Source organism: Stenotrophomonas sp. YJH_SMC_25 (assembly GCF_059369595.1).
This window is the reverse complement of record NZ_JCAFSV010000007.1, coordinates 147,677-169,901: the sequence shown is the minus strand read 5'-3', so window position 1 is coordinate 169,901 and position 22,225 is coordinate 147,677. Positions and strand designations below refer to the sequence as shown.

Below are 22,225 nucleotides of genomic sequence, written 5' to 3'. Positions count from 1 at the left end.
GAGTGGAAGGGGCCCGGGCGGAATGCCCGGAATGTCGGGCCTAGAAGTCGTACTGCAGGCGGCCGGTGACCGCGCGCGTGCGGTCCACCGTCACCCCGGCCAGGCGATCACGGTTGCGGCTTTCGATCACGTTGAGCATGAAGCGCAGGTTGTCGCGCAGGTACCAGTTGCCACCCAGCGTCCAGGCTTCGGTACTGCCGCGACGCAGGTCCGGCGCACCGTCGAGATGCTGCGCGCCCCACATCTGGTCGTAGCGCAGCGCCACTTCGAAGGCACCGGCCTTGTGCCGGATGTCCTTCACCCGCGCGAATCGACCGGTCTTGCGGTCGTAGGCACGGCTTTCGCCGGTGACGAACCAGCTGAGCATGCCGTAGGCCGCCATTACATCGCCGCGCTGTGCGCCGTCGTCGAAGGTGGCGCCACTGAACTCGCCCTGCCACGACAGCGGGCCGCGCACCTGCGCGTATTCCAGCGACCACTTGTTGACGTCGGTATCGCGGCCGGCGGAGAAGTCGACCAGGGTCAGGCGGCTGTTGTCGGACAGATGGCCGGCCGGGCGCGGGCGGATGCGGAGGCCGGGCACGCCGTTGGCGCCGGGGTTGTCGTAGGCCTCGCGGGCCAGCGACAGGCCCAGGTGCAGCACGTCGCCATCGCTGGGCGAGGGCGCCCAGGTGACGCGGCCACCGGCAGCGCGACCCTTCACCTGCCAGGCGTCGATGCTCTCCAGGCTGTAGAGGCTGGCCGCCCAGGTGAAGTCACCGGGGTTGGCCTGCCAGGACGCACCCAGGCGGTACAGCGGCGCCAGCGTGGTGCCGGCGTTGCCGCGCTCCAGGAAGCTGCCGTAGTTGGAGCTGGTACGGTCATCCAGCGAGAAGTACTGCTTGAACTGGCCCACGGTCAGCTTGCCGGCCTTGCCGAAGCTGCGTGCCAGGTACACGTCCTTGGCCTCGACGCGGTCGCCGGAGAAATCGGCTTCCAGCTTGTAGTCGACCACGAAGAACTTGCCGGACACGTCAACCCACGCACGGCGGATTTCGGTGTCGTCCTTGTTCGGGGTGCCCCGGTTGTCGTTGTCGAAGGTGGCGAAGTCCAGGTGCAGGCGGCCACCCAGGGTGGCGGTGACCGGACGGTCGTCTTCGGCGGCGAAGGCCGGCGCCGACAGGGCAGCCAGCGCCATCATGGCGGCAGGGCGCCGCCAGGCAAACGTGAATTCCACAAACCCTCCCAGGTGCGCGCCAGGCGCGCGGCAATCGTGGGCACCGGACGGTGCGCGGCCGCAGTCTGGGTCGGGCAAGCTGTCATCGTCCTGTCAACGGATTGTGCGGTGCAGCGTAAAGCGGCCCGCTGCTGCCTCCGGGCGGGGCCCGGCGAGCGCGGCAGCGGCATGCGGTAGCATTCGTTTCCCCTCCCACCCCCGTGCCCATGCGCCTGCTGCTGGTCGAAGACAACCCGGATCTGGCCGATGCGATCATCCGCCGCATGCGCCGCAGTGGGCATGCCGTGGACTGGCAGGCCGATGGCCTGGCGGCGGCCAGCGTGCTGCGCTACCAGAGCTTCGACCTGGTGGTGCTGGATATCGGCCTGCCCAAGCTCGATGGCCTGCGCGTGCTGGCCGGCATGCGCGAGCGCGGCGACAGCACGCCAGTGCTGATGCTGACCGCGCGCGATGGCATCGAAGACCGCGTGCAGGCGCTGGATGTCGGCGCCGACGACTACCTGGGCAAACCGTTCGATTTCCGCGAGTTCGAAGCACGCTGCCGCGTGCTGCTGCGGCGTGCGCGTGGGCAGGCCAGCGAAGTGGTGCAGATCGGTGGCTTCCAGTTCGACAACGCGGCGCACCGGGTCAGTCTCGACGGTGAACCGATCGAACTGCCCAACCGCGAGTACCGGCTGCTGGAGATCCTGGTCGGCCGCCTCGGCCAGGTAGTCGGCAAGGACGAAATCGGCAACGGCCTGTTCGGCTTCGACGACGAAGCCGGCCCGAATGCCATCGAGCTGTATGTCGGTCGCCTGAGAAAGAAGCTGGCAGGCGCACCGCTGCGCATCACCACGGTGCGCGGCGTTGGCTACCTGCTGGAAGCCAGTGACGGCAGCGCCGACGCCGATGGCTGACGCGCGTACCGCGAATGCCGCACCGGGCTCGCTGCGGCGCACGCTGCTGGTCTACCTCGGCGCGTTGCTGGCGGTGTTCGCGGTGGCCCTGCTGTTTGCCGCGCGCGGCTATGGCCAGCGCGCCGCCAACCGTTCCTACGACCATCTGCTGGTGTCCTCGGCACTGTCCATCGCCGATTCGGTGGCCCTGGTCGATGGCCAGTGGCAGGTCGATCTGCCCTATGCCGCGCTGGACCTGCTGGCGATGGCCCCGGAAGACCGTGTGTTCTATCGGGTCGCCGACAGTCGCGGCAACCTGATCACCGGCTACGGCGACCTGCCGGCGCCACCGCGTCGGCCCGGCACGCAACCGCAGCTGTTTGATGCGGCATACAGCGGCGAGACCGTGCGCTTCGTGGTGGTCGGCCGCAGTTTCGCCGCCGCGTCGGCGCAGGGCGAGGTGCAGGTGCAGGTCGGCCAGACCCGGCGTGCACGTGAAGCGGTTGCGCAGGACATGGTCAACCGTGCATTGCTGGCGATCGGTGTGCTGTCCGGGCTGCTGCTGGCGCTGGTGGCCTTTGGCGTGCATCGCGCGTTCCGGCCATTGGTGCGGGTGGAACGCGAGCTGTCGCGCCGCGAGCCGTCCGATCTGAAACCGCTGGATGCGCGCGTGCCGCGCGAGATGGACCAGATGGTGGCGGCGTTGAACCGCTTCATGGAACGACTGTCCAGCAGCAACGAGACCTTGCGCGCGTTCATGGCCGAGGCCGCGCACCAGATGCGTACGCCGTTGGCTGCCCTGCGCGCGCAGGCACAGCTGGCGCTCGATGACGACGACCCCGAGGACATGCGGCGCAGCCTGCAGGCGATTGAACGCAATGCCACCCACATGAGCCGGTTGCTGAACCAGCTGCTCAGCGATGCCAGCGTGATCCATCGCTCGCATCTGCAGCGCTTTGCAGCGGTGGACCTGGCCGAGACCGTGCACCAGGCCCTGCATGAAGCACTGCCGCAGGCCGGCCCGGCACCGCGCGTACAACTGGCGATGACCGCCGAGCCGGTACAGGTACATGGCGATGCGCTGCTGCTGCGCGAGGCGATCAAGAACCTGGTCGACAACGCCCTCAAGTACGGCGGTGACGGTCCGTTGCAGATCGCGTTGACCGTGGAAGGCGGGCAGGCCGTGCTGACCATCGCCGACCACGGCGCCGGCATTGCCGCCGCCGATGCCGAACGCGTGTTCGAGCGCTTCGCCCGTGGCGAAGGTGCACCGTCCGGCGGCGCCGGGCTGGGCCTGGCCATCGTCAAGCGCGTGGTCGACAGCCATGGCGGTCGCATCGACCTCAGCAATCGCCCACAGGGTGGGCTGGTTGCCACCATCCGCCTGCCCCGGAGCAGTCCATGATCCGCCTGTTCGCTGCTGCCGTTGCCTTGCTGCTGGCCCTGCCGGTGCTTGCAGCACCGGGCGACGTGCGCCGCTTCCCGGCCCAGGCAAAGGCCACTGCGCAGCTGCGCATCCACGGCACCACCGACATCGAAGTGTTCGCGGTAGTGATTGCCGACTACCAGCGGCTGCACCCCGGCACTGAGGTGGTGTACGAGGACATCATCACCCAGGACCTGTACGCGCGTTACCTGCACGACCGCGGCGGGCCGGCATCGCCGGACCTGCTGATCTCCAGCGGCATGGACCTGCAGACCAAGCTGGTCAACGACGGCCACGCGCTGCCGCATCGTTCGGCGCAGACCGCTGCGCTACCGGCCTGGGCGCAGTGGCGCAACGAGGCCTTCGGCATCAGCTACGAGCCGGTGGTAATGGTCTACAACACCCGCGCACTGCCGGCTGCGAAGGTGCCGCACACGCGTCGGCAACTGCTGGACCGGTTGCGCGCGGAGGGGGCACCGCTGCGCGGCAGGGTCGGTACCTATGACATCGAGCGCAGCAGTGTCGGCTACCTGTTGTCTACCCAGGATGCACAGCGTGGCAGCATCGCCGGCGCGTTGCTGGGTGCGCTGGGCGACAACGACGTCGTGCGCGAGGAGCGCACCGGCGTGCTGCTGGACAAGGTCGCCAGCGGAGAGCTGTCGCTGGTCTACAACGTGCTCGGCTCCTACGCGCAGGCGCGCATCGACGCGGGTGCGCCGCTGGCGATCGTGGAGCCCGAGGACTACACGCTGGTGGTGCTGCGTACCGCGGTGATTCCACGTACCGGCCCACACCCGGAAGAAGCCCGGCGCTTCCTCGACTACCTGTTGTCACCGCGTGGCCAGCAGGTGCTGTCGCGCGAGGCACGCCTGATGCCGATCGTGACCGGCAACGCACGTGGCGACGATGCGCCCGGCCGCAGCCGCCGCCCGATCCAGCTCGGCCCGGGCCTGCTGGTGTACCTGGACGCGCTCAAGCGCCGCCAGTTCCTGGATGCCTGGCGCAGCAGCGTGGAGCCGGCGGGGCGCTGAGGCTCCGGCCTGCCCGTACAATGGCGGCATGAGCGAATACACCATCCTGATCGCCGATGACCACCCGCTGCTGCGTTCGGCGGTGGTGCAGTCATTGCGGCAGAGCCTGCCGCTGGCGCAGGTGCGCGAGGTGGCCAGTGCCGATGCCCTGGCCGAAGCGCTGGATGCCCACCCGGATGTGGACCTGGTGCTGCTGGACCTGACCATGCCCGGCGCGCACGGTTTCTCCGCGCTGCTGCACGTGCGCGGCTCGCATCCGGACATTCCGGTGGTCATCCTCTCGTCCAACGACCACCCGCGGGTGATCCGTCGTGCTCAGCAGTTTGGCGCCGCTGGCTTCATCCCGAAGTCCGCCCCGGCCGAGACCATCGGCGAGGCGGTGCAGGCGGTGCTCGATGGTGGCCTGTGGTTCCCGGCGATGGCCGCCGAGCGTTCGGAGGCCGATGCACTGCTGGCCAGCCGCCTGGCCCAGCTGACCCCGCAGCAGTTCCGCGTGCTGCTGTGCCTGGCCGATGGCCTGCTCAACAAGCAGATCGCCTATACGCTGGGGTTGGCCGAGAACACGGTGAAGGTACATGTCACTGCGATCCTGAAGAAGCTCGAATGCCACAGCCGCACACAGGCAGCGGTACTGGTGAAGGCGCTGGAGCCTGAGGGCGACGCCGGCATCGGGTTGTAGTTTCCAGCCAACGGCGCAGCCCCTCGTGGGTGGGTTTGGGTTGGTCGCTGAAAGCAGAAGCTGCGAGCGGGCCAGTCGGGTTGGGTGCGCGGGGGACGCCGTGAATCCGTCCCTGGAGGCTTGGCAGCCGCTTGCTCGTGTGCGCTGTCCTGCGCACACGGCAAGACCCGGGTTGGGCGTCCTGCCCAACCCGCCCGAGGCATGCCTCGGGCCCATGCGGCTGACACCCCCGCGCACCCAACCCGACCGACCTCTGACAGATTTCGGTGGCCTGTCACCCACGGAAGAGAAAAGAAGATCAAAAGCAAAGGCAGCCTGGCAGGCCATTTTTCGTAGAGCCGAGCCCACGCTCGGCTGCTTTCCGGCCCGTCCGTGAGGCCGAGCATGGGCTCGGCTCTACACGAGCAAGCGCAGCGCGCGACCCGCTTTTGATCTTTTTTCTTCTCCTAGGGTGGACGCGCACGGAACGTGTCCGTGGCCGGGCAGATGGGCTGCACAGGGGCGTGAGCCGCATGGATGCGGCGACCGAGCTTACAGGGACGTACTTGCAGCGGCCCCTGTGCAGCCCATCTGCCCGGCCCCACCGATGAACTGCTTTGTGCGACCACCCACGAGGGGCTGCGCCGTTGGCTGGAAACTACCCGCGATGGCGGATCAACAGCTGGCTCATCAACGCCCGCAGCGCCGGCGGCTTCACCGGCTTGGCCATCATTCCCCAGCCGCGCTCGGCGGCCATCTCACGCAATCCCGCATCGCGCTCGGCGGTGACCAGCACCACCGGCGGACGGGCCTGCCACAACTCGGCCAGCGTCTCGTACAGCACCGGCCCGTGGTGATCGCCCATGCGCACATCCAGCAGCACCAGTTCCGGCACCGCGCCTGTTGCCGCCAGCTGCAGCGCCGCCTGCGGGCCGTCGGCCAGCGCCACCTCGCAGCCCCAGCGCTCCAGCAGCGCGCGGCTGGCGGCGCAGACGTGCGGATCGTCGTCGATCACCCACACCCGGCGACCGCGCAGCGGGTTGTCCGCGGCCGGTTCCTGCACCAGCACCGGCACAGGAGCAGTAGCGGGAATCGCGCTGGCTTCGCCGAACGGCACGCCCACCGCGAACACGCTGCCCTGGCCCAGCTGCGAGCGCAGGCGGATCGGGTGGCCGAGCAGCCGACCGATGCGGTCGACGATTGCCAGGCCAAGGCCGGCGCCGCGCTGCTGGCCGTCGTGCAGGCGGCGGAACTCCTCGAAGATCTCGCCCTGCAGCGCATCGGGAATGCCGGGGCCCTGGTCGTGAACTTCGATCCACAGCAGGCCTTCGCGGCGACGGCAGCCGAGCAGCACGCGGCCACGTTCGCTGTAGCGCAGTGCGTTGGACAGGAAGTTCTGCAGGATGCGGCGCAGCAGCGCTTCATCGCTGACCACCACCGCAGCGGTATCGACCCAGTCGACCACCAGCCCACGTGACTGCGCGGCGATGCCGAACTCGCGTGCCAGCGTCTGCAGCAAAGGCCCGAGCCGGAACGCCTGTACGCGCGTGGGCAGGCTGCCCGATTCCAGGCGCGCGATATCCAGCAGGCTGTTGAGGATCGCATCCTGCGCGGCCAATGCAGCATCGATGTGGTCGCTGGTCTGTTGCTGCGCCGGGTCACTCAGCTTGCCGCGCAGCACCGAGACGAACATGCGCGCCGCGTTGAGGGGCTGCAGCAGGTCGTGCACGGCCGAGGCAACGAAACGGGTCTTGTAGCGGTTGGCCTGCTCGGCTTCGCGGCGTGCTTCTTCCAGATCATGGGTGCGCTCGGCGATGCGGTGCTCCAGCGCATCGGCCAGCGAGCGCAGTTCGCGCGCGGCGTTCTTGTAGCTGGTGATGTCGGCATAGCTGGTGACGAAGCCGCCGTCAGGCAGCGGATTGCCACGGATCTCCAGCACCGTGCCGTCGTCCTTCTCGCTCTCGCGCATGTGCGGGCGGCCGCTGCGCAGGTGGTTCAGGCGGCGCTCGATTGCTTCATCGACGGGGCCCGGACCAAGCAGGCCACGGCGTGCGTTGAAGCGGAACAGTTCCTCGATCGGCCGGCCGACGCGAACCAGGTCCTGTGGGAAACGGAACAGTTCCAGGTAGCGCGAGTTCCACGCGACCAGGCGCAGTTCGCGGTCGATCACCACCACGCCCTGCGGCAGGTGTTCGAGGCTGCGGCTGAGTCCGCTGTCGGCGTCGGTGGCCGCCTGCAGCAGGCCATCCTGTGCGGTGCGCAGTTCCTGTGCGTGCTGCTTGAGCAGGGTTTCCAGTTCGCGGCGGCTGCGCAGGCGATGCTTGGCCAGGCGTCGGCGCTGCTGCACGAACAGCACCAGGAAGCCCAGCGCCAGCCACGCGGCACCGCCGGTGAGGGCGGCTGCGCGACCGGCGGCGGTGGCGGCGCTGGCGTCGTGCAGCAGATGCAGGTTCCAGCCTTCGGCGGGCAGCGGTAGGCTTTGCCACAGCATCGGCTGCGGCAGTGCGGGATCGAGCAGGCGCACCATGCGGCCACCATCGGCAAGCACGTCTTCAGTACGCGCGCGCAATGGCTGCAATGCGCGGTCGGCGTATTGGCGGGCGTCCAGCATTTCGCGGCGCTCATCGGCGCCCAGCGGGCGCAGCAGGCGGTAGCGCCAGCTGTCACGGTTGGCCAGGAACACCACGTCATGGTCGTCGCTGGCCAGCACCACGTCCGGGCTGCTCAACCATTCCTGTTCCAGCGCCGACAGCTCGACCTTGATCACCACCACGCCGAGCCGCTTGCCATCTTCCTCGATGGCCTGCGACAGGTAGTAGCCGGGTACGCCGGTGGTCATGCCGATGCCGTAGAAGCGGCCGCGGCCCTGCGCCAGTGCCTGCCGGTAGTAGGGGCGGTAGCTGTAGTTCTCGCCGACGTTGCTGGTCGGCTGGTCCCAGTTGCTGGCCGCCACTGCCACGCCGTCGTGGCCGACCAGGGTCAGGGTCGAGGCACGGGTGACTTCATTGGCGCGTTGCAGCTTGAGGTTCAGCCGCTGCTGTTCGGTGGGCGAGGGCGGCACACGCAGGGCGTGCAGCAGATCCGGATCCAGCGCCAGTACCTGCGGCAACGTGCCGAAGCGGTCGATGCGCTGCTGCAGGCCCTGGCCGTACAGCTGCAGCTGGCGTTGCACCTGGCTGCTTTCCTCGCCGAGGGCGCGCCGCCAGGCGTAGTGGCCGGCGGCGACCGCACAAAGCACGGTGCCTCCGACCATCACCAGGATGGTCAGCAACAGCATCCGGTGGCGGCTGAGCCAGTACATGGCGGCAGTCTACGCAGGGCCGGCGGGCGTGACGTGCACGCCCGCCGGGATCTGACGTGGAAGGGGTCAGAAGTGCATCTGCGCGCGCAGCTCGAAGATCTCCGGCGTGCTGTGCACACCGCGACGGCTGGCGTCGACCTTCACGTAGTTGGCCTGGAACTTGAAGTGGCTGGTCAGGTACCAGTTCGCGCCCAGGGTCAGGTCGTGCTGGCGGCCACCCAGGATGCTGCCATCGTCCAGGTCCATGCGGCTGTAACGGGCCACCAGTTCCACCGCGCCGTAGTCGTGCGCCGGCTTGATGTTGGCCACGGCACCTGCGTTGTACGGGCGCGACTCGCCGGTCAGCACCCAGCTGGCCATCGCGTACTGGCCGCTGCCGGTGTAGTCGGGCTTGCCGTCATGGCGGGTGACCGTGGCGCGCAGGGCTTCGGCCTGCAGCGAGAACGGGCCGCGGATCCAGATGCCTTCCAGGCCGGTGCGGCGGATCTGGTCGGCGGTGACCAGGGCGCCGGAATCGACGTAGCGGATGTCGGTCAGGCCGGCTTCCGGGCGTGCGCGAAGGCGCGCGCTGGCCTCGTGGTGCACGTCACGGCCATCGCTGTAACCGCGCGGATTTTCCTGCGAGTAGGCCAGTCCCAGGTGGATCACGTCACCGGGCGCCTTCACCGGGGTCCACACCGCACGTACTGCCTGGGTGGTCCCGGGGTTGTCACCCTGCAGGTCCTTGCCGCCATAGGCGCCGGCCTGCAGCAGGTACTGCGGACGCTCCAGCACCCATTCCACGCCGGTGCGGCGGCCTTCGTAGAAGGCCTGCACGGGCAGTGCGGTTTCCAGGAAGCTGCCGGCGCGCGAAGAGGTGTTCGCATCCAGGCCGACCGGCGTCTTCATGTAGCCGAAGCGGAAGCGACCGATGTCGCGGCCGAAGAAGGCCTTGCTCTCGAAGCGCACGAACACGTCCAGCCAGGTATCGGACTGGAAGTCGTAGTAGACCATCGCGTCGTAGACGCCCTTCTTCTTCAGCGTCGCACCGAACTCCTTGCGGCGCACGGCGTCGTCGTCCTCCAGGCCGCTGCCCGAGGAGAAATCGTTGTAGTCGTAGGCGATGTTGGCGGTAGCGGCCAACTCGGTGCCGTCGCCGAAGGCGTACTTGGTCGGCCAGTTGTCGAAATCGGCAGCCGAAGCGAAGGCGGGAAGCGCGGCCAGCGACAGGGCCAGCAAGGTGGGAATCGGGCGCATGTTGGGTGCGGCTCTCTCAGATTGCGTGTGGACAGGACAACAACGGCCGCAGGGGCCGAAACTTTCGCAATGACGCGCCCGGCCGTTCAGCACGGGCCACCGGCCTCCCCAGGATCGGGCGGTGCGGCGCCAGTGTAGGCATCGCCGCCACCTGAACCGGGGGGCTAGTACCAATAGGTTATCTGCGCCGGCGTGCCCGGCGCGTACAAAGGCGTCCATTGGTCGCACCTCCTGCGCATGCAGCACAGGGCCTGCGATCAGTTTCCACGGTAACGGTTCCCGTGCTGTCCCGGGGCCGTACGTGCCTGAAAACGCCACTTCCGGAGTCCGCCATGCACATCCCGACCGCAGCCCCGGCGCCTGCAAAGCCGTTGCCGATCTATCGCCAGCTGTATTTCCAGGTGATCGTGGCTATCGTCCTGGGCGCCATCCTCGGCCACTACGAACCGCTGATCGGCGAGAAGATGAAGCCGCTCGGCGATGCCTTCATCAACCTGGTGAAGATGATCATCGCGCCGGTGATCTTCCTCACCATCGTCACCGGCATCGCCAGCATGACCCACCTGCGCACGGTGGGCCGGGTGTTCGCCAAGGCGATGGCGTACTTCCTGTTCTTCTCCACGCTGGCACTGATCGTGGGCATGATCGTGGCGCACGTGGTGCAGCCCGGCGCCGGCATGAACATCAACCCGGCCGAGCTGGACCAGACCGCGGTGCACAGCTACGTCGAGAAGTCGCACGACCTGACCCTGGTCGGTTTCCTGATGGACATCATTCCGAAGACGCTGGTGAGCGCCTTCGTCGACGGCAACATCCTGCAGGTGCTGTTCATCGCGGTGCTGTTCGGCATCGCGCTGGCCTCGGTGGGCGAGAAGGGCAAGCCGATCCTGAACTTCCTGGAGGCGCTGGTCGCCCCGGTGTTCAAGCTGGTGCACATCCTGATGAAGGCCGCCCCGATCGGTGCCTTCGGCGCCATCGCCTTCACCATCGGCAAGTACGGCGTCGGTTCGCTGGTCAACCTGGCGTGGCTGGTGGGCTCGTTCTACCTCACCGCGTTCCTGTTCGTGGCGGTGATCCTCGGTGTGGTCTGCCGACTGTGCGGCTTCTCGGTGTTCAAGCTGGCGCGCTACCTGAAGGCCGAGCTGCTGCTGGTGCTGGGCACTTCCTCGTCGGAGTCGGCGCTGCCGTCGCTGATGGAGAAGATGGAACGCGCCGGTTGCAGCAAGTCGGTGGTGGGCCTGGTGGTCCCGACCGGCTACTCGTTCAACCTGGACGGCACCAACATCTACATGACCCTGGCGGCACTGTTCATTGCCCAGGCCACCAACACCGAACTGACCCTGGGCCACCAGATCGCCCTGCTGCTGGTTGCCATGCTCAGCTCCAAGGGTGCGGCCGGCGTCACCGGTGCCGGCTTCATCACCCTGGCCGCCACCCTTGCCGTGGTGCCGGAGGTACCGGTGGCCGGCATGGCGCTGATCCTGGGCGTGGACCGTTTCATGAGCGAATGCCGCTCGCTGACCAACTTCATCGGCAATGCGGTGGCCACCGTGGTGGTTTCGCGCTGGGAAGGCGCGCTGGACCGCAACCGCCTGCAGCTGGCGCTGGATGGCCGCGAAAGCGAGCTGCCGCCGCCGGTGGACGCACTGCCCGAGGCGCTGCCGGCCAAGGGCTGACCCAGGTGTGTGGTACCGCGGGGCCGATCACGACAGTGGTACGGCCCCGCGGCGTTTCAGGGCGTCCCATGGCTGTCATCGGGGGCGCCGATGCTTGGCATCCCGGTACCGTCGCATACGGCACGGAATTGTGCAGTCGCAGCATGCCTGCGACAGGATAGCGACAGGTCCAGACGCTCCAACGGGGGTATCATCCCCTGTCCCTTCTGCCCATTCATGTAACCCACATCGATGTCCAACGAAGATTTCAAACAGGCCGCCCTCGATTACCACCGGATGTCCCCGCCGGGAAAGATCAAGGTTTCCGCTACCAAGCCCATGCTGACCCAGCGCGACCTGTCGCTGGCGTATTCGCCGGGCGTGGCGTACGCCTGTGAAGCGATCAAGGCCGACCCGCAGCAGGCCAGCGAGCTGACCGCGCGCGGCAACCTGGTGGCGGTGATCTCCAACGGCACCGCCGTGCTGGGCCTGGGCAACATCGGCGCACTGGCCGGCAAGCCGGTGATGGAAGGCAAGGGCGTGCTGTTCCAGAAGTTCGCCGGCATCGATGTGTTCGACATCGAAGTGGATGAGACGGACCCGGACAAGCTGGTCGACATCATCGCCTCGCTGGAGCCGACCTTCGGCGGCATCAACCTGGAAGACATCAAGGCGCCGGAGTGCTTCGTGGTCGAGCGCAAGCTGCGCGAGCGCATGAAGATCCCGGTGTTCCATGACGACCAGCACGGCACGGCGATCATCGTCGGCGCAGCGGTGCTCAATGCCATGGCGATCACCGGCAAGAAGATCGAGGAAGTGAAGCTGGCGACCACGGGCATGGGCGCGGCTGGCATTTCCTGCGTGAACATGCTGGTGCAGCTGGGTCTGAAGCCGGAAAACATCCTGGCCTTCGACCGCGAGGGCGTGATCCATACCGGTCGTACCGACCTGGACCCGGAAAAGCAGCGCTATGCGCGCGACACCGACAAGCGCACCCTGGCCGAGATCGTCGACGGCGCGGACATCTTCCTGGGCCTGTCGGCACCGGGCATCCTGACCGCCGACATGGTCAAGACCATGGCGCCGGATCCGGTGATCTTCGCGCTGGCCAACCCGACTCCGGAAATCATGCCGGAGGTGGCGCGCGCCGCGCGTCCGGACGCGATCATCGGCACCGGCCGTTCGGACTACCCGAACCAGGTCAACAACGTGCTGTGCTTCCCGTACCTGTTCCGTGGTGCGCTGGACGTGGGCGCGACCGCGATCAACGAGGAAATGAAGATCGCCTGCGTGCGCGCCATCGCCGCGCTGGCACGCCGTGCCGCCACCGACATGGGCTCGGCCTATGGTGGCGAGACGCCGAGCTTCGGCCGTGAATACCTGATCCCGCGCCCGTTCGACCGTCGCCTGCTGGTGGAGCTGTCGGCCGCCGTGGCCCAGGCCGCGATGGACTCGGGCGTGGCCTCGCGCCCGATCGACGACATGGGCGCCTACCGCGACAAGCTGGCCCAGTTCGTCTACCGCACCAGCCTGATGATGAAGCCGGTCTACGACCGCGCGCGCAGCGACAAGCAGCGCGTGGTGTACGCCGAAGGCGAAGAGGAAGTGGTGCTGCAGGCGGTGCAGAACGTGGTCGATGACGGCCTGGCGCACCCGATCCTGATCGGCCGCCCGGAAGTGATCGAATCGCGCATCGAGCGCCTCGGCCTGCGCCTGAAGATCGGCGAGAACGTTGAAGTCACCAACATCAACGACGACCCGCGCTTCAACGAGTACTGGCAGTACTACCACGGCCTGACCGGCCGCCGTGGCGTGACCGTGGCCGCGGCGAAGAACCTGATGCGTTCGCGCCCGACCCTGATCGCAGCGGTGATGGTGGCCCGTGGCGAAGCCGATGCGATGCTGACCGGCATCGTCGGCCGCTTCCACAAGAAGCTGGGCTACGTGCGCAGCGTGCTGCCGCTGGAGCCGAAGGTCACCTCGACCTCTGCGATGACCGGCGTGATCAACCAGCAGGGCGTGTTCTTCTTCGTCGATACCCACGTGCAGGAAGACCCGACCGCCGAGCAGCTGTGCGAAGCGACCCTGCAGGCGGCCTACCGCATGAAGCTGTTCGGCATCGAGCCGAAGGTGGCGCTGCTGTCGCACTCCAACTTCGGCAGCCACGATTCCAAGGACGCGCTGAAGATGCGCCAGGTGCGCGAGCTGCTGCTCAAGCGCAACCCGCGTCTGAACGTGGACGGTGAAATGCAGGGCGACACCGCGTGGGATGAAGCGCTGCGCCAGAAGCTGCTGCCGGGCTCGACCCTGCAGGGCCGCGCCAACCTGTTCGTGCTGCCGAACCTGGAAGCGGCCAACATCGCCTACAACCTGGTGCGTGTGTTCACCGACGGCGTGGCGATCGGCCCGATCCTGATGGGCGTGAACAAGCCGGTGCACATCCTGACCACCAGCGCGACCTCGCGCAGGATCCTGAACATGACCGCCATTGCGGCGGTGGATGCGCAGATCAGGAAGCAGCTGGAAGCGGAAAAGAAGGCGTAAGCCTTCTTTTCAGCGACAGCTGCAGAAACGCGCCCTCCGGGGCGCGTTTTTGTTTCCGCAAAGCGGAAACGGGTAGAGTCGACTGTTAGTCGACTGCTCTTGATTCGGACGCCGAAAATCCCGCGCGATCGCGCGATAGTCGACTAACAGTCGACTCTACCGGTCCCGATACCGGTCCCGATGCCGGTCCCACCGCTGCCACACGCGCTACGCAACCCGGTCATGTCCCTGCAACGCCGTTGCGGCCCAATACGTCCACGCGGCCCGGCCGTGGGAAGGGACGGGACCGGCCTTCCCACCCTGGGCCCGACCAACTTTCCATGGGCGAGGGTGTCATGCGCAATCGAGTGACGCGGCGGTACTTCCAGCAGCTGTTCGCGCTGTACGCCGGCTTCGTGCAGTCGCGCTGAGGCGTAGACGCAGCGAGGTAGAGTCGACCGTTGGTCGACTATCGCGCGAAGCGCGGGGTTTTAGGGGGCTGTACGAAAGGCAGTCGACTAACAGTCGACTCTACCCAGTCGACTCTACCCAGTCGGCTCTACCCAGTCGGCTCTACCCAGTCGCCGCAATACCCAGTTGATCGCCCAGTCAGCGCCGCTTGCCGCGGCGCGCTGGTGCCGGCGGCGGTGCATCCGAACGCGGCTTGGCATACTGCGTCCACAGCGCCGGCAGTGCCTTGCCGGTGTGCTTCTGCCACAGCGCCGGCGTATAGCGGCCGTCGCGCAGGGCCTTGTCCAGCGCCAGCACCAGGCCGGGATACTCGGCCTCGGCCCATTTCAGGAACGCACCGGTCACCCGGTAGCCGCTGTCGAAATTCTGCCCCTTCTCGACCTTGCCCGGCAGTACCCAGCCTGCGGCGGCATTGTCCATGCCGTAGCGGTCGCGTGCGTAGTCGGCGATGCCTTCCACCAGCCAGCCCGGCACCCGTGCATCGCCGTAACCTGGATAGCCCTGCACGATGTGCATCGCCTCATGGGTGACCAGGTCGATGTCGTTCGGGTGCTGCGCCAACCAGCCTGGGTTGATGGTGATCGTCGCTGCCTGGTCCTTGTCGCCGACGAAGGCGATGCCGGTGTAGGCCGGATCGATCACGATGCGCACCATCGCCGGCGCGGGCGGGTGGAAGTCCGCACGTTCGCGCAGGTAGGCGAAGAAGAACGTATCGATCACCCGCTTGCGCTGCGGCGCGGCCAGGGCGCCACGGGCGTCCTGGTAGTTCAGCGTCACGCCGTCGCGGGTCAGCTGCGTATCGAACGCCTGGGTCTGGCCGAAACTTGAGAAGGACAGGGCAACAAGGGCCAGAGGCAGAAGACGGTAGCGCATGCCGCTCATTGTACGGTGCCGGCCGCCAGCAGTTCGATCTCCGCCAGTGGCAGCCGTGCCGGTGCCGCCAGGCGCAGGCGGTATTCGCTGTAGCGGCCGGGTCTGGCGATGCGGAACGGACGGGTCTGGCGGGCGGATTCGAAGTCTTCGCCGCTGCGCTGGTCGAGCACGGTCCAGCTGCCGCCGCCGTTGCGCGCCTCCAGCGTCCACTCACCGCCCTGGATGCGGCCGTCGCCGCTGGTGAGCGTGTACATCGTCGGCGTGCCGTCGCTCAGTCCGGTCAGCGCGATGGTTGCGCCGCCGCCCAGGCCCACGGTGGTGCTCGCATCGTCATCGACCAGTGCGGGCAGGGCGCGGCCATCGGCCAGCGTCGCCTTCGCGCCGCTGCCGAGCAGGTCGTGCAGCAGCTGCGGGCGCTGGCCGCGCGCGGTCAACGAGCGCGGCACATCGTCCACGCCGCTGCCCCAGCGCGAGGGACGGGGTCCCATCACGAAGTCGAGGGTCGCGCCCTTGGCGATCAGGTCGTGTGGCACCCAGGTCTTCGTCCACGGCTTGCCGTTGATCTTCAGCGACTGCACGTAGACGTTCTCGCGCGAGTTGTTGGCCGCGTTCACGGTCAGCACCGCGCCACCCTGCAGCTCCACGCGTGCATGCTCGAAGGCCGGCGAGCCGATCACGTACTCCGGGGCGCCCATGCGCAGCGGGTACAGGCCCAGCGAGGCCAGCACGTACCATGCCGAAGTTTCGCCGTTGTCCTCATCGCCCGGATAGCCCTGGCCGATCTCGCTGCCGACGTACAGCCGCGACAGGATTTCGCGCACGTGCTGCTGGGTCTTCCACGGCTGCCCGGCATACAGGTACATCCACGGGATGTGGTGCGCCGGCTGGTTGCTGTGCGCGTACATGCCCATGCGTACGTCGCGCGCTTCGGTCATCTCGTGGATGGTGCCGCCGTAGGAGCCGGCCAGTGCCGGGTCTGCGGTTTCCGGCGTGGCGAAGAAGGTATCCAGCTTCGCCGCCAGCTTGTCGCGGCCACCGTACAGCGCGGCCAGGCCTTCGCCGTCATGGGCGGCAGTTAAGGCGAAGGTCCAGCCGTTGGATTCGGTGTAATCGTGGCCCCACACGCGCGGGTCGTAGTCCTTGGCGTCCACGCGCCAGCGGCCATCGGCCCTGCGGCCCTGGAAGAAGCCGGCGGCAGGGTCGAACATCGTCGCGTAGCTGGCAGCGCGGTGGCGGAAGTAGTCGGCTTCGGTGCTGTAGCGCTCGCGTGCGGCCGGCGTGGCCGCGCGCTTGGCCAGCGCATCGGCCATGTTGGCGATGCCGAAGTCATTGAGTGCGCCTTCCATCGTCCACGACATGCCCTCATGCACGTCGGCGCTGGCGTAGCCCCGGAAGGTCGAACGGTCCATGCCCTTGCGGCCGACATGGCGGTCGGGTGGTACCACGGTCGCGTTCTTCAGCGCGGCGGCGTAGGCCTCGCCCGGATCGAAGCCGCCGACGCCCTTCAGCCACGCATCGGCGAAGGCCACGTCCGAGCTGGTGCCGACCATCAGGTCCGCGTAGCCCGGCGACGACCAGCGCGCGATCCAGCCGCCAGCGCGGTACTGCTCGATGAAACCCTGCACCATCTGCCCGGCATCGTCGGGCGTGAACAGCGCGTAGGCCGGCCAGGTGGTGCGGAAGGTGTCCCAGAAGCCATTGTTGACGAACACCTTGCCATCGCGCACGGCGGCAAAGGTGCGGGTCGCGCTGCCCTCGGTGTTGTCATCGCTGGCGCTGGCCTGGTTGGCGTAGCGCCACTCCGGTGCGGCGGCGCTGCCCGCGTTTTCATGGCCGGAATTCGGGTACAGGAACAGCCGGTACAGGCTGGAATACAGCGTGGTCTTCTGGTCGTCGCTGGCATCGCCGATGTCGAAGCGGGCCAGGCGTGCGTCCCATGCATCCTGCGCACGGCCGGCCACGCTCTCCAGCGTATCGGTGGCGGCGATTTCCAGCGCCAGGTTGTGTCGTGCCTGCTCCACCGAGATCAGCGAAGTGGCGATGCGCATGGTCACCCGCCGGTCGCTGCCGGCATCGAACTTGATGTAGCCGGTCGGGCGGCCGGTGCTGAGGCGCCCACTGCTGCGCCACGGCTTGTCGAAGCTGGCCACCACGTACATGCGGCTGGCACCGTTGGACAGGCCGCTGCGCGTGTCGGTGTAGCCGGACAGCGTCTGCGTGGCGGCGTCCAGAGTCAGGCCACCGCGGGCATCGACGTTGTCGAACAGCAGGTTGGCGTCGCCGTCCTCCGGGAAGTCAAAGCGGAACAGCGCGGCATGGTCGGTCGGCGCGATCGATGCCGCGACGCCGTTGTCGAAGCGCACGTCGTAGCGGTAAGGGCGGGCGCTTTCATGGCTGCGGTCGAACGACAGGGCACGCTTGCGGCGGTCAGCCTCCGGCACGCCACGACTGGCCGATGGCATCACCTGGAAGGTCTGGCGGTCGCCCATCCACGGGCTGGGTTGGTGGCTCAGCGCAAGCGCCTGCAGCTGCGGACGGTTCTGCGCGTCGTTCTGCTCGTTCCAGCGGTACAGCCAGTTCAGCGCACCGGCATCGGTGACCGGGGTCCAGAAGTTGAACCCGTGCGGCACCGCCGTGGCCGGGAAATTGTTGCCACGCGAGAAGGTGCCGTTGGCCTGGGTACCGCGGGTGGTCAGTACCCAGTCGGAGACGCGCGCTGGCTGCTGCCGTGGCACGGTGTCCAGGCGAACGTCATCAATCCAGCCGGAGACCAGTGCGCCGTCGGCACTGGCCACCTCCAGTTCGATCGCCACCACGCGGCGGCCCTTCAGCGCGGGCACATCGCCCAGCCGCACCGCCTTGCGCGCCCATTGCTGCGGGTACAGCGTCTTCGAGTCGCCCTGCGCGCGGGCGCCGATCGCTACGCCGTGCTGGTCGCGTGCAGTGCCGGCCGAAACCCGACTGCCATCGTCCAGCAGCAGGTCCAGAGACACATAGGTCGAAGCCACGGTGTCCTTGCCGACGATCTCCGGCAGCACCAACCACGACAGGGTGGTATCCGCCTCGATGGTCACGTCCGCCTTGAACAGTTCGCGCCGCGCATTGCCACCTTCACTGCTGTAGCGCAGTGCGTGCAGGCCGCTGTAGCCGACATTGCGCTTGGCGGCGTAGGGCGCCGCGGGGCCATTGCCGATCGTGACCTGCAATGCGCCTGCGGCCGGTTCCGGAGCCGGCTGGCCCGGCTCGAACGAGCTCTGCAGTCCCTGTGCCAGCACCGGCATCGCGGTAGTCGCACAGGCCAGGGCCAGGGCGAGCGGAAGCAGGGCGCGGCGTGGATCGGACAGGGTCATGCAGGGGTCTCCCGGAAGGGCTGGCGGCGGGCAGAACCCGCATCGGCGGACACCACGGACAGCATCGCTCCGCCCGCCGCGATGGCAGTGGAAGAGGCGATGCCGGTCCGGTGGGGGCGGGCCATGCGATCGGGTCGGATTGGGGCAGGCCGGTTCACGACCTGGCCCGATCCTGCAACAGCCGTGGCAACCTGACAAGTGCCATTTAGTTCGATCCAAATGCGGTAAATATCGTTGTCGGTGGTTTCCCGGGGTGAATCTGCAGGATCGGTCGGGAATTCCCACCGGCACCTCATCCCGAAGTGGCATGCAAGGTCGGAGGGAATCGGCCCGGTACGCGCAAAGACCCGTTGCGGCGCAATGTCGGGGCGGCCTGGATGCTAGAATCACAGGCCTCGCAACCCGTTCATCGACATCCGCCATGAGCCATACCGCCACTGCGCCCGCCAACGCCGAGAAGCGCTACACCGTGCACCGCAGCGATCTGCCGCTGAGCTGCCCGACCCCGGAAATGGCGCTGTGGAACTCGCATCCGCGCGTGTACCTGCCGATCGAAGACGAGCCCAATGGCGAAGCGCAGTGCCCGTACTGCGGTTCCGTGTTCGTGCTGGCCGACTAAGCGGCCGCCCCTTCGATGCGCCGATTGACCGTGGTGCAGTTGCTGCCGGCGCTGCACTCCGGCGGCGTCGAGCGCTCGACCCTGGAAATCGCTGCGGCCCTGGTCGCCGCCGGCCATCGCGCGCTGGTGGTTTCCGCCGGTGGCCGCCTGGTGCAGCCGCTGCTCGACAGCGGTGCCGAGCACCTCACCCTGGACATCGGCCGCAAGTCGCTGCTGACCCTGCGCCACTTGCCGACCCTGCGTCGCTTGTTTGCCGAGGTTGGTGCGGACATCGTGCATGCCCGCTCGCGGCTGCCGGCCTGGCTGGGCCTGTACGCAATCCGTGCCCTGCCTGCCGCGCAACGCCCGCACTGGGTGACCACCGTGCATGGGCTGAATTCGCCCAGCCGCTACAGCGCGGTGATGACCAGCGGCGAACGCGTGATCTGCGTGTCCAACACCGTGCGTGATTACGTGCAGCGGCACTACCCGACCGTGCCCGAACAGGCATTGCAGGTGATTCCGCGTGGCGTCGATGTGGCCCAGTTCCCGCGCGTGGCGCGTGGCGATCGCCGTCCGCGGATGGCGCTTGCGGCAGAGCACCCATGGCTGGTGCAGGTTGAAGGCCCCTTGCTGCTGTTGCCGGGGCGTGGCACCCGCCTGAAGGGCCACGCACACGCATTGCAGCTGCTGGCGGATGTGCGCGCCGCCGGCGTGCCGGCACAGTTGTGGATGCTGGGCACCGATGAACCCGGCCGTGAAGCCTACGTGGCCGACCTGCGCCGGCAGGCGGCCGCGCTCGGCGTGGCCGAGGCCGTGCACATCAGCACGCCGACCGCACGCATCGCCCAGGCCTACGCGGCCAGCGACCTGGTACTGCAGCTGTCGGACAAGCCCGAAGCGTTCGGCCGCACCGTGGTCGAGGCGCTGTCGGTGGGCCGGCCGGTGCTGGGTTGGGACCATGGTGGCGTCGGTGAGCTGCTTCGGCAGCTGCAACCCGCAGGTGCCGTGCCGCTCGGCGATGCGCGGGCATTGGGTGAACGTGCGCTGGCCCTGCTGGCCCAGCCCCCGTCCTTGCCGACCCGCATCCCGTTTACCCTGCAGGCCATGCAGCGCGATACCCTCCGCCTCTATGCCGACCTCGCCGGCTGACCCCGCCGTCATCGTGCGCGACGACCGCGCCGGGCGCTGGGCGCCCTGGTGGGTGCTGGCGTACGTGGCGATGTGGCCGTTGCCAGGCATCGCCGAAACCGTGTTGGGCCTGGGCGCGCTGTACGCGGCGGCGCGCATGGTGACGCGACGCCTGCAGCGCCGCCCGCATCTGTTGAGCACGGCGGCCTGGGCACTGACTTCGATCCTGTTCCTTGGTTACTGGCTGCCGCAGGCATTCTCCGCATTCGATGCGATCGATCCGGCGGCCTCGTGGACCAAGGCTGCTGCGGGCCTGCGCTATCTGCCCTTCATGTGGCTGGTGGCGATCGCGGTGGCTATGCCGGAGCGGCGGCGGCTGACCTTCGCGGGGCTGGCACTGATCACCGGCGCATGGACGCTGGATGCACTGGTGCAGGCGGTGGCCGGCACCAGCCCCTGGTTCTGGTCGCTGGAACACCTGAAGCTGGCGGTCAGTGGCCACGCACTGTGCCCGGCCGACGAGGCCGCACTGGCAGATCGCCTCAGTGGCGCACTGGGACCGTGCAACCTGAAGTTCGGCCAGGTGCTGGCCAGCCTGTCGCCGTTCCTGCTGCTGCCCGCCGCGCGGCGCTTTGGCAATACGGGCTGGCTGCTGGCTGCGGCAGCGCTGGGCAGTGTGCTGCTGTTGGCCGGTTCGCGCGCCTCGTGGATCACCTTCGCGCTGGTGCTGGCCTACAGCGGCGTGCGCCAGTTCGGCTGGAAACGGCTGGCCGCGCTGGCGCTGGTGGCGGTGCTCGGCGCCGGTGCGCTGACCGCCAGCGTGCCGCAGCTGCGCGAGCGCTTCGCGCGTACGGCCATGGCCCTGGAGGGGGGCGAGCGTGGTGTCGACGAGGCCCTGTCAGGGCGCGCGCGGATCTGGGAAGCCGCCGCCTGCATGATTGAAGAGCACCCGATCAATGGCGTGGGTGCACGTGGTTTCCGCGATGCCTATCCCGCTTGCGTGGCGGAGGAAGGGCCGGCCGTGTGGGGCAATGCCCCGGCGCTTCATGCCCATCAGATCGTGCTGGAAATCCTCGCAGAGACTGGAGTGATTGGTCTGTTGCTGTGGCTGGCGGCCGTGGCCCAGGCCTGGCGCGCATGGCGCTTCGCGCCGGCAATGGCCCGCGAACGCGCGCGTCCGGCGATGCTGGCGCTGGCGGTGACCGTGTTCCCGCTGAACACCCATCTGGCGTTCTATTCGGCCTTCTGGGGTGGCCTGACCGTATTGCTGGCCGCGCTGTTCGCCGGCAGCCTGCTGGCGCGCGACGCGGACGACACGCCGACGGCGGTGTGATCGTCCATCCAGCCTGGCGTGGCTCTACTGCGCGTACCGAACGGAGATTGCTGTGGTGGATCCACGCCATGCGTGGATGGAGCTTTCCCGACGCAAACACAGGTAACCCACCACTACCGGTGTTTCCATGCGTATCGCACGCTTGAGGCATGGCCAGCCCAGGACTCCGCTACGGTCGATATTCCCGATCCGGCAACCTGTACTCATTGACCACGGCAACCCTTGGCCGTGAACCGTTGTTCGCCGATGCGGCGAACATGGCGATCCTGATCGACACCCTGCGCTTCGTCGAGCGTAGGGGCTTCCGCCACAATCTCGCCTGGGTGGTGATGCCCGACCATCTGCACTGGCTGATGGAACTGCGCAGTGGCAGCGCGGCTATCACGACCATGCAGTGCGGACCGACGAATCACTTCACGAGAAGGCGATGTACATCCTGGCCAATCCGGTCCGTGCGGGCTTGGCGTGCGTGGTGGGGGAGTACCCGTACGCCTGGTGCCGCTGGCCGTTGTGAATCCCGGCACGGAATCGAAAAGCATCCACGCATG

Annotated in this window: 14 protein-coding genes and 1 pseudogene; 10 read left to right on the top strand and 5 right to left on the bottom strand. The window is 67.8% G+C overall.

The window, feature by feature from the left end; all coding sequences use genetic code 11:
• Positions 1-40: 40 nt before the first annotated feature.
• The gene (locus AC5P7E_RS11530) at positions 41-1,180 is read right to left on the bottom strand and encodes an OprO/OprP family phosphate-selective porin (protein ID WP_005410980.1); all 1,140 of its coding nucleotides are present in this window, start codon (positions 1,178-1,180) and stop codon (positions 41-43) included.
• Between the two features lie 242 nt (positions 1,181-1,422).
• Between AC5P7E_RS11530 and AC5P7E_RS11525 the strand changes: the two genes are divergently transcribed.
• The 4 genes from AC5P7E_RS11525 to AC5P7E_RS11510 are packed head-to-tail and all read left to right on the top strand — an operon-like array spanning position 1,423 to position 5,227.
• Positions 1,423-2,112, top strand: a complete 690-nt coding sequence (locus AC5P7E_RS11525; protein ID WP_019662067.1) for a response regulator transcription factor — start codon at positions 1,423-1,425, stop codon at positions 2,110-2,112.
• Positions 2,105-3,496 carry a sensor histidine kinase gene (locus AC5P7E_RS11520; protein WP_099523995.1) on the top strand — a complete coding sequence of 464 codons (1,392 nt, stop codon included), beginning with the start codon at positions 2,105-2,107 and terminating at the stop codon, positions 3,494-3,496. The genes AC5P7E_RS11525 and AC5P7E_RS11520 overlap by 8 nt, the downstream gene beginning before the upstream one ends.
• Positions 3,493-4,548: an ABC transporter substrate-binding protein gene (locus AC5P7E_RS11515; protein ID WP_114618204.1), complete on the top strand. Its 1,056-nt coding sequence runs from the start codon at positions 3,493-3,495 to the stop codon at positions 4,546-4,548. Before AC5P7E_RS11520 ends, AC5P7E_RS11515 begins: the two co-directional genes overlap by 4 nt.
• Before the next feature lie 28 nt (positions 4,549-4,576).
• A complete protein-coding gene (locus AC5P7E_RS11510; RefSeq protein WP_005410976.1) occupies positions 4,577-5,227 on the top strand; it encodes a response regulator in 651 nt (216 codons plus the stop codon).
• Positions 5,228-5,864: 637 nt separating this feature from the next.
• On the opposite strand, the gene AC5P7E_RS11505 is transcribed toward AC5P7E_RS11510, so the two are convergent.
• Together AC5P7E_RS11505 and AC5P7E_RS11500 are read right to left on the bottom strand one after the other, a co-directional pair.
• Positions 5,865-8,507 (bottom strand): hybrid sensor histidine kinase/response regulator, encoded by a 2,643-nt coding sequence (locus AC5P7E_RS11505; protein ID WP_062605676.1) that lies wholly within the window; start codon positions 8,505-8,507, stop codon positions 5,865-5,867.
• Positions 8,508-8,573: 66 nt separating this feature from the next.
• Complete coding sequence (locus AC5P7E_RS11500; RefSeq protein WP_005414426.1) at positions 8,574-9,743, bottom strand: OprO/OprP family phosphate-selective porin; 1,170 nt, start codon at positions 9,741-9,743, stop codon at positions 8,574-8,576.
• A gap of 332 nt (positions 9,744-10,075) precedes the next feature.
• Between AC5P7E_RS11500 and AC5P7E_RS11495 the strand changes: the two genes are divergently transcribed.
• A complete protein-coding gene (locus AC5P7E_RS11495) occupies positions 10,076-11,419 on the top strand; it encodes a dicarboxylate/amino acid:cation symporter (protein ID WP_005410972.1) in 1,344 nt (447 codons plus the stop codon).
• A 231-nt stretch (positions 11,420-11,650) separates the two neighbouring features.
• Positions 11,651-13,942, top strand: a complete 2,292-nt coding sequence (locus AC5P7E_RS11490) for an NADP-dependent malic enzyme (protein ID WP_053461346.1) — start codon at positions 11,651-11,653, stop codon at positions 13,940-13,942.
• Positions 13,943-14,530: 588 nt separating this feature from the next.
• Here AC5P7E_RS11490 and AC5P7E_RS11485 read toward each other — a convergent pair.
• Positions 14,531-15,274: a basic secretory protein-like protein gene (locus AC5P7E_RS11485; protein ID WP_076739901.1), complete on the bottom strand. Its 744-nt coding sequence runs from the start codon at positions 15,272-15,274 to the stop codon at positions 14,531-14,533.
• Positions 15,271-18,615, bottom strand: coding sequence for a GH92 family glycosyl hydrolase (locus AC5P7E_RS11480; protein ID WP_329761721.1), 3,345 nt, complete (start codon positions 18,613-18,615; stop codon positions 15,271-15,273). Before AC5P7E_RS11480 ends, AC5P7E_RS11485 begins: the two co-directional genes overlap by 4 nt.
• 421 nt (positions 18,616-19,036) lie before the next feature.
• Here AC5P7E_RS11480 and AC5P7E_RS11475 point away from each other — a divergent pair, with 421 nt between their 5' ends.
• The 4 genes and pseudogenes from AC5P7E_RS11475 (at position 19,037) to AC5P7E_RS11460 (ending at position 22,191) form a co-directional block, all read left to right on the top strand.
• Positions 19,037-19,234: a zinc-finger domain-containing protein gene (locus tag AC5P7E_RS11475; protein WP_005410967.1), complete on the top strand. Its 198-nt coding sequence runs from the start codon at positions 19,037-19,039 to the stop codon at positions 19,232-19,234.
• A 15-nt stretch (positions 19,235-19,249) separates the two neighbouring features.
• Positions 19,250-20,365: a glycosyltransferase gene (locus AC5P7E_RS11470; protein WP_114618203.1), complete on the top strand. Its 1,116-nt coding sequence runs from the start codon at positions 19,250-19,252 to the stop codon at positions 20,363-20,365.
• A complete protein-coding gene (locus tag AC5P7E_RS11465; RefSeq protein ID WP_114618202.1) occupies positions 20,346-21,677 on the top strand; it encodes an O-antigen ligase family protein in 1,332 nt (443 codons plus the stop codon). Before AC5P7E_RS11470 ends, AC5P7E_RS11465 begins: the two co-directional genes overlap by 20 nt.
• Before the next feature lie 149 nt (positions 21,678-21,826).
• Positions 21,827-22,191: pseudogene (locus AC5P7E_RS11460) on the top strand (transposase).
• The last annotated feature ends 34 nt before the right edge of the window (positions 22,192-22,225 follow it).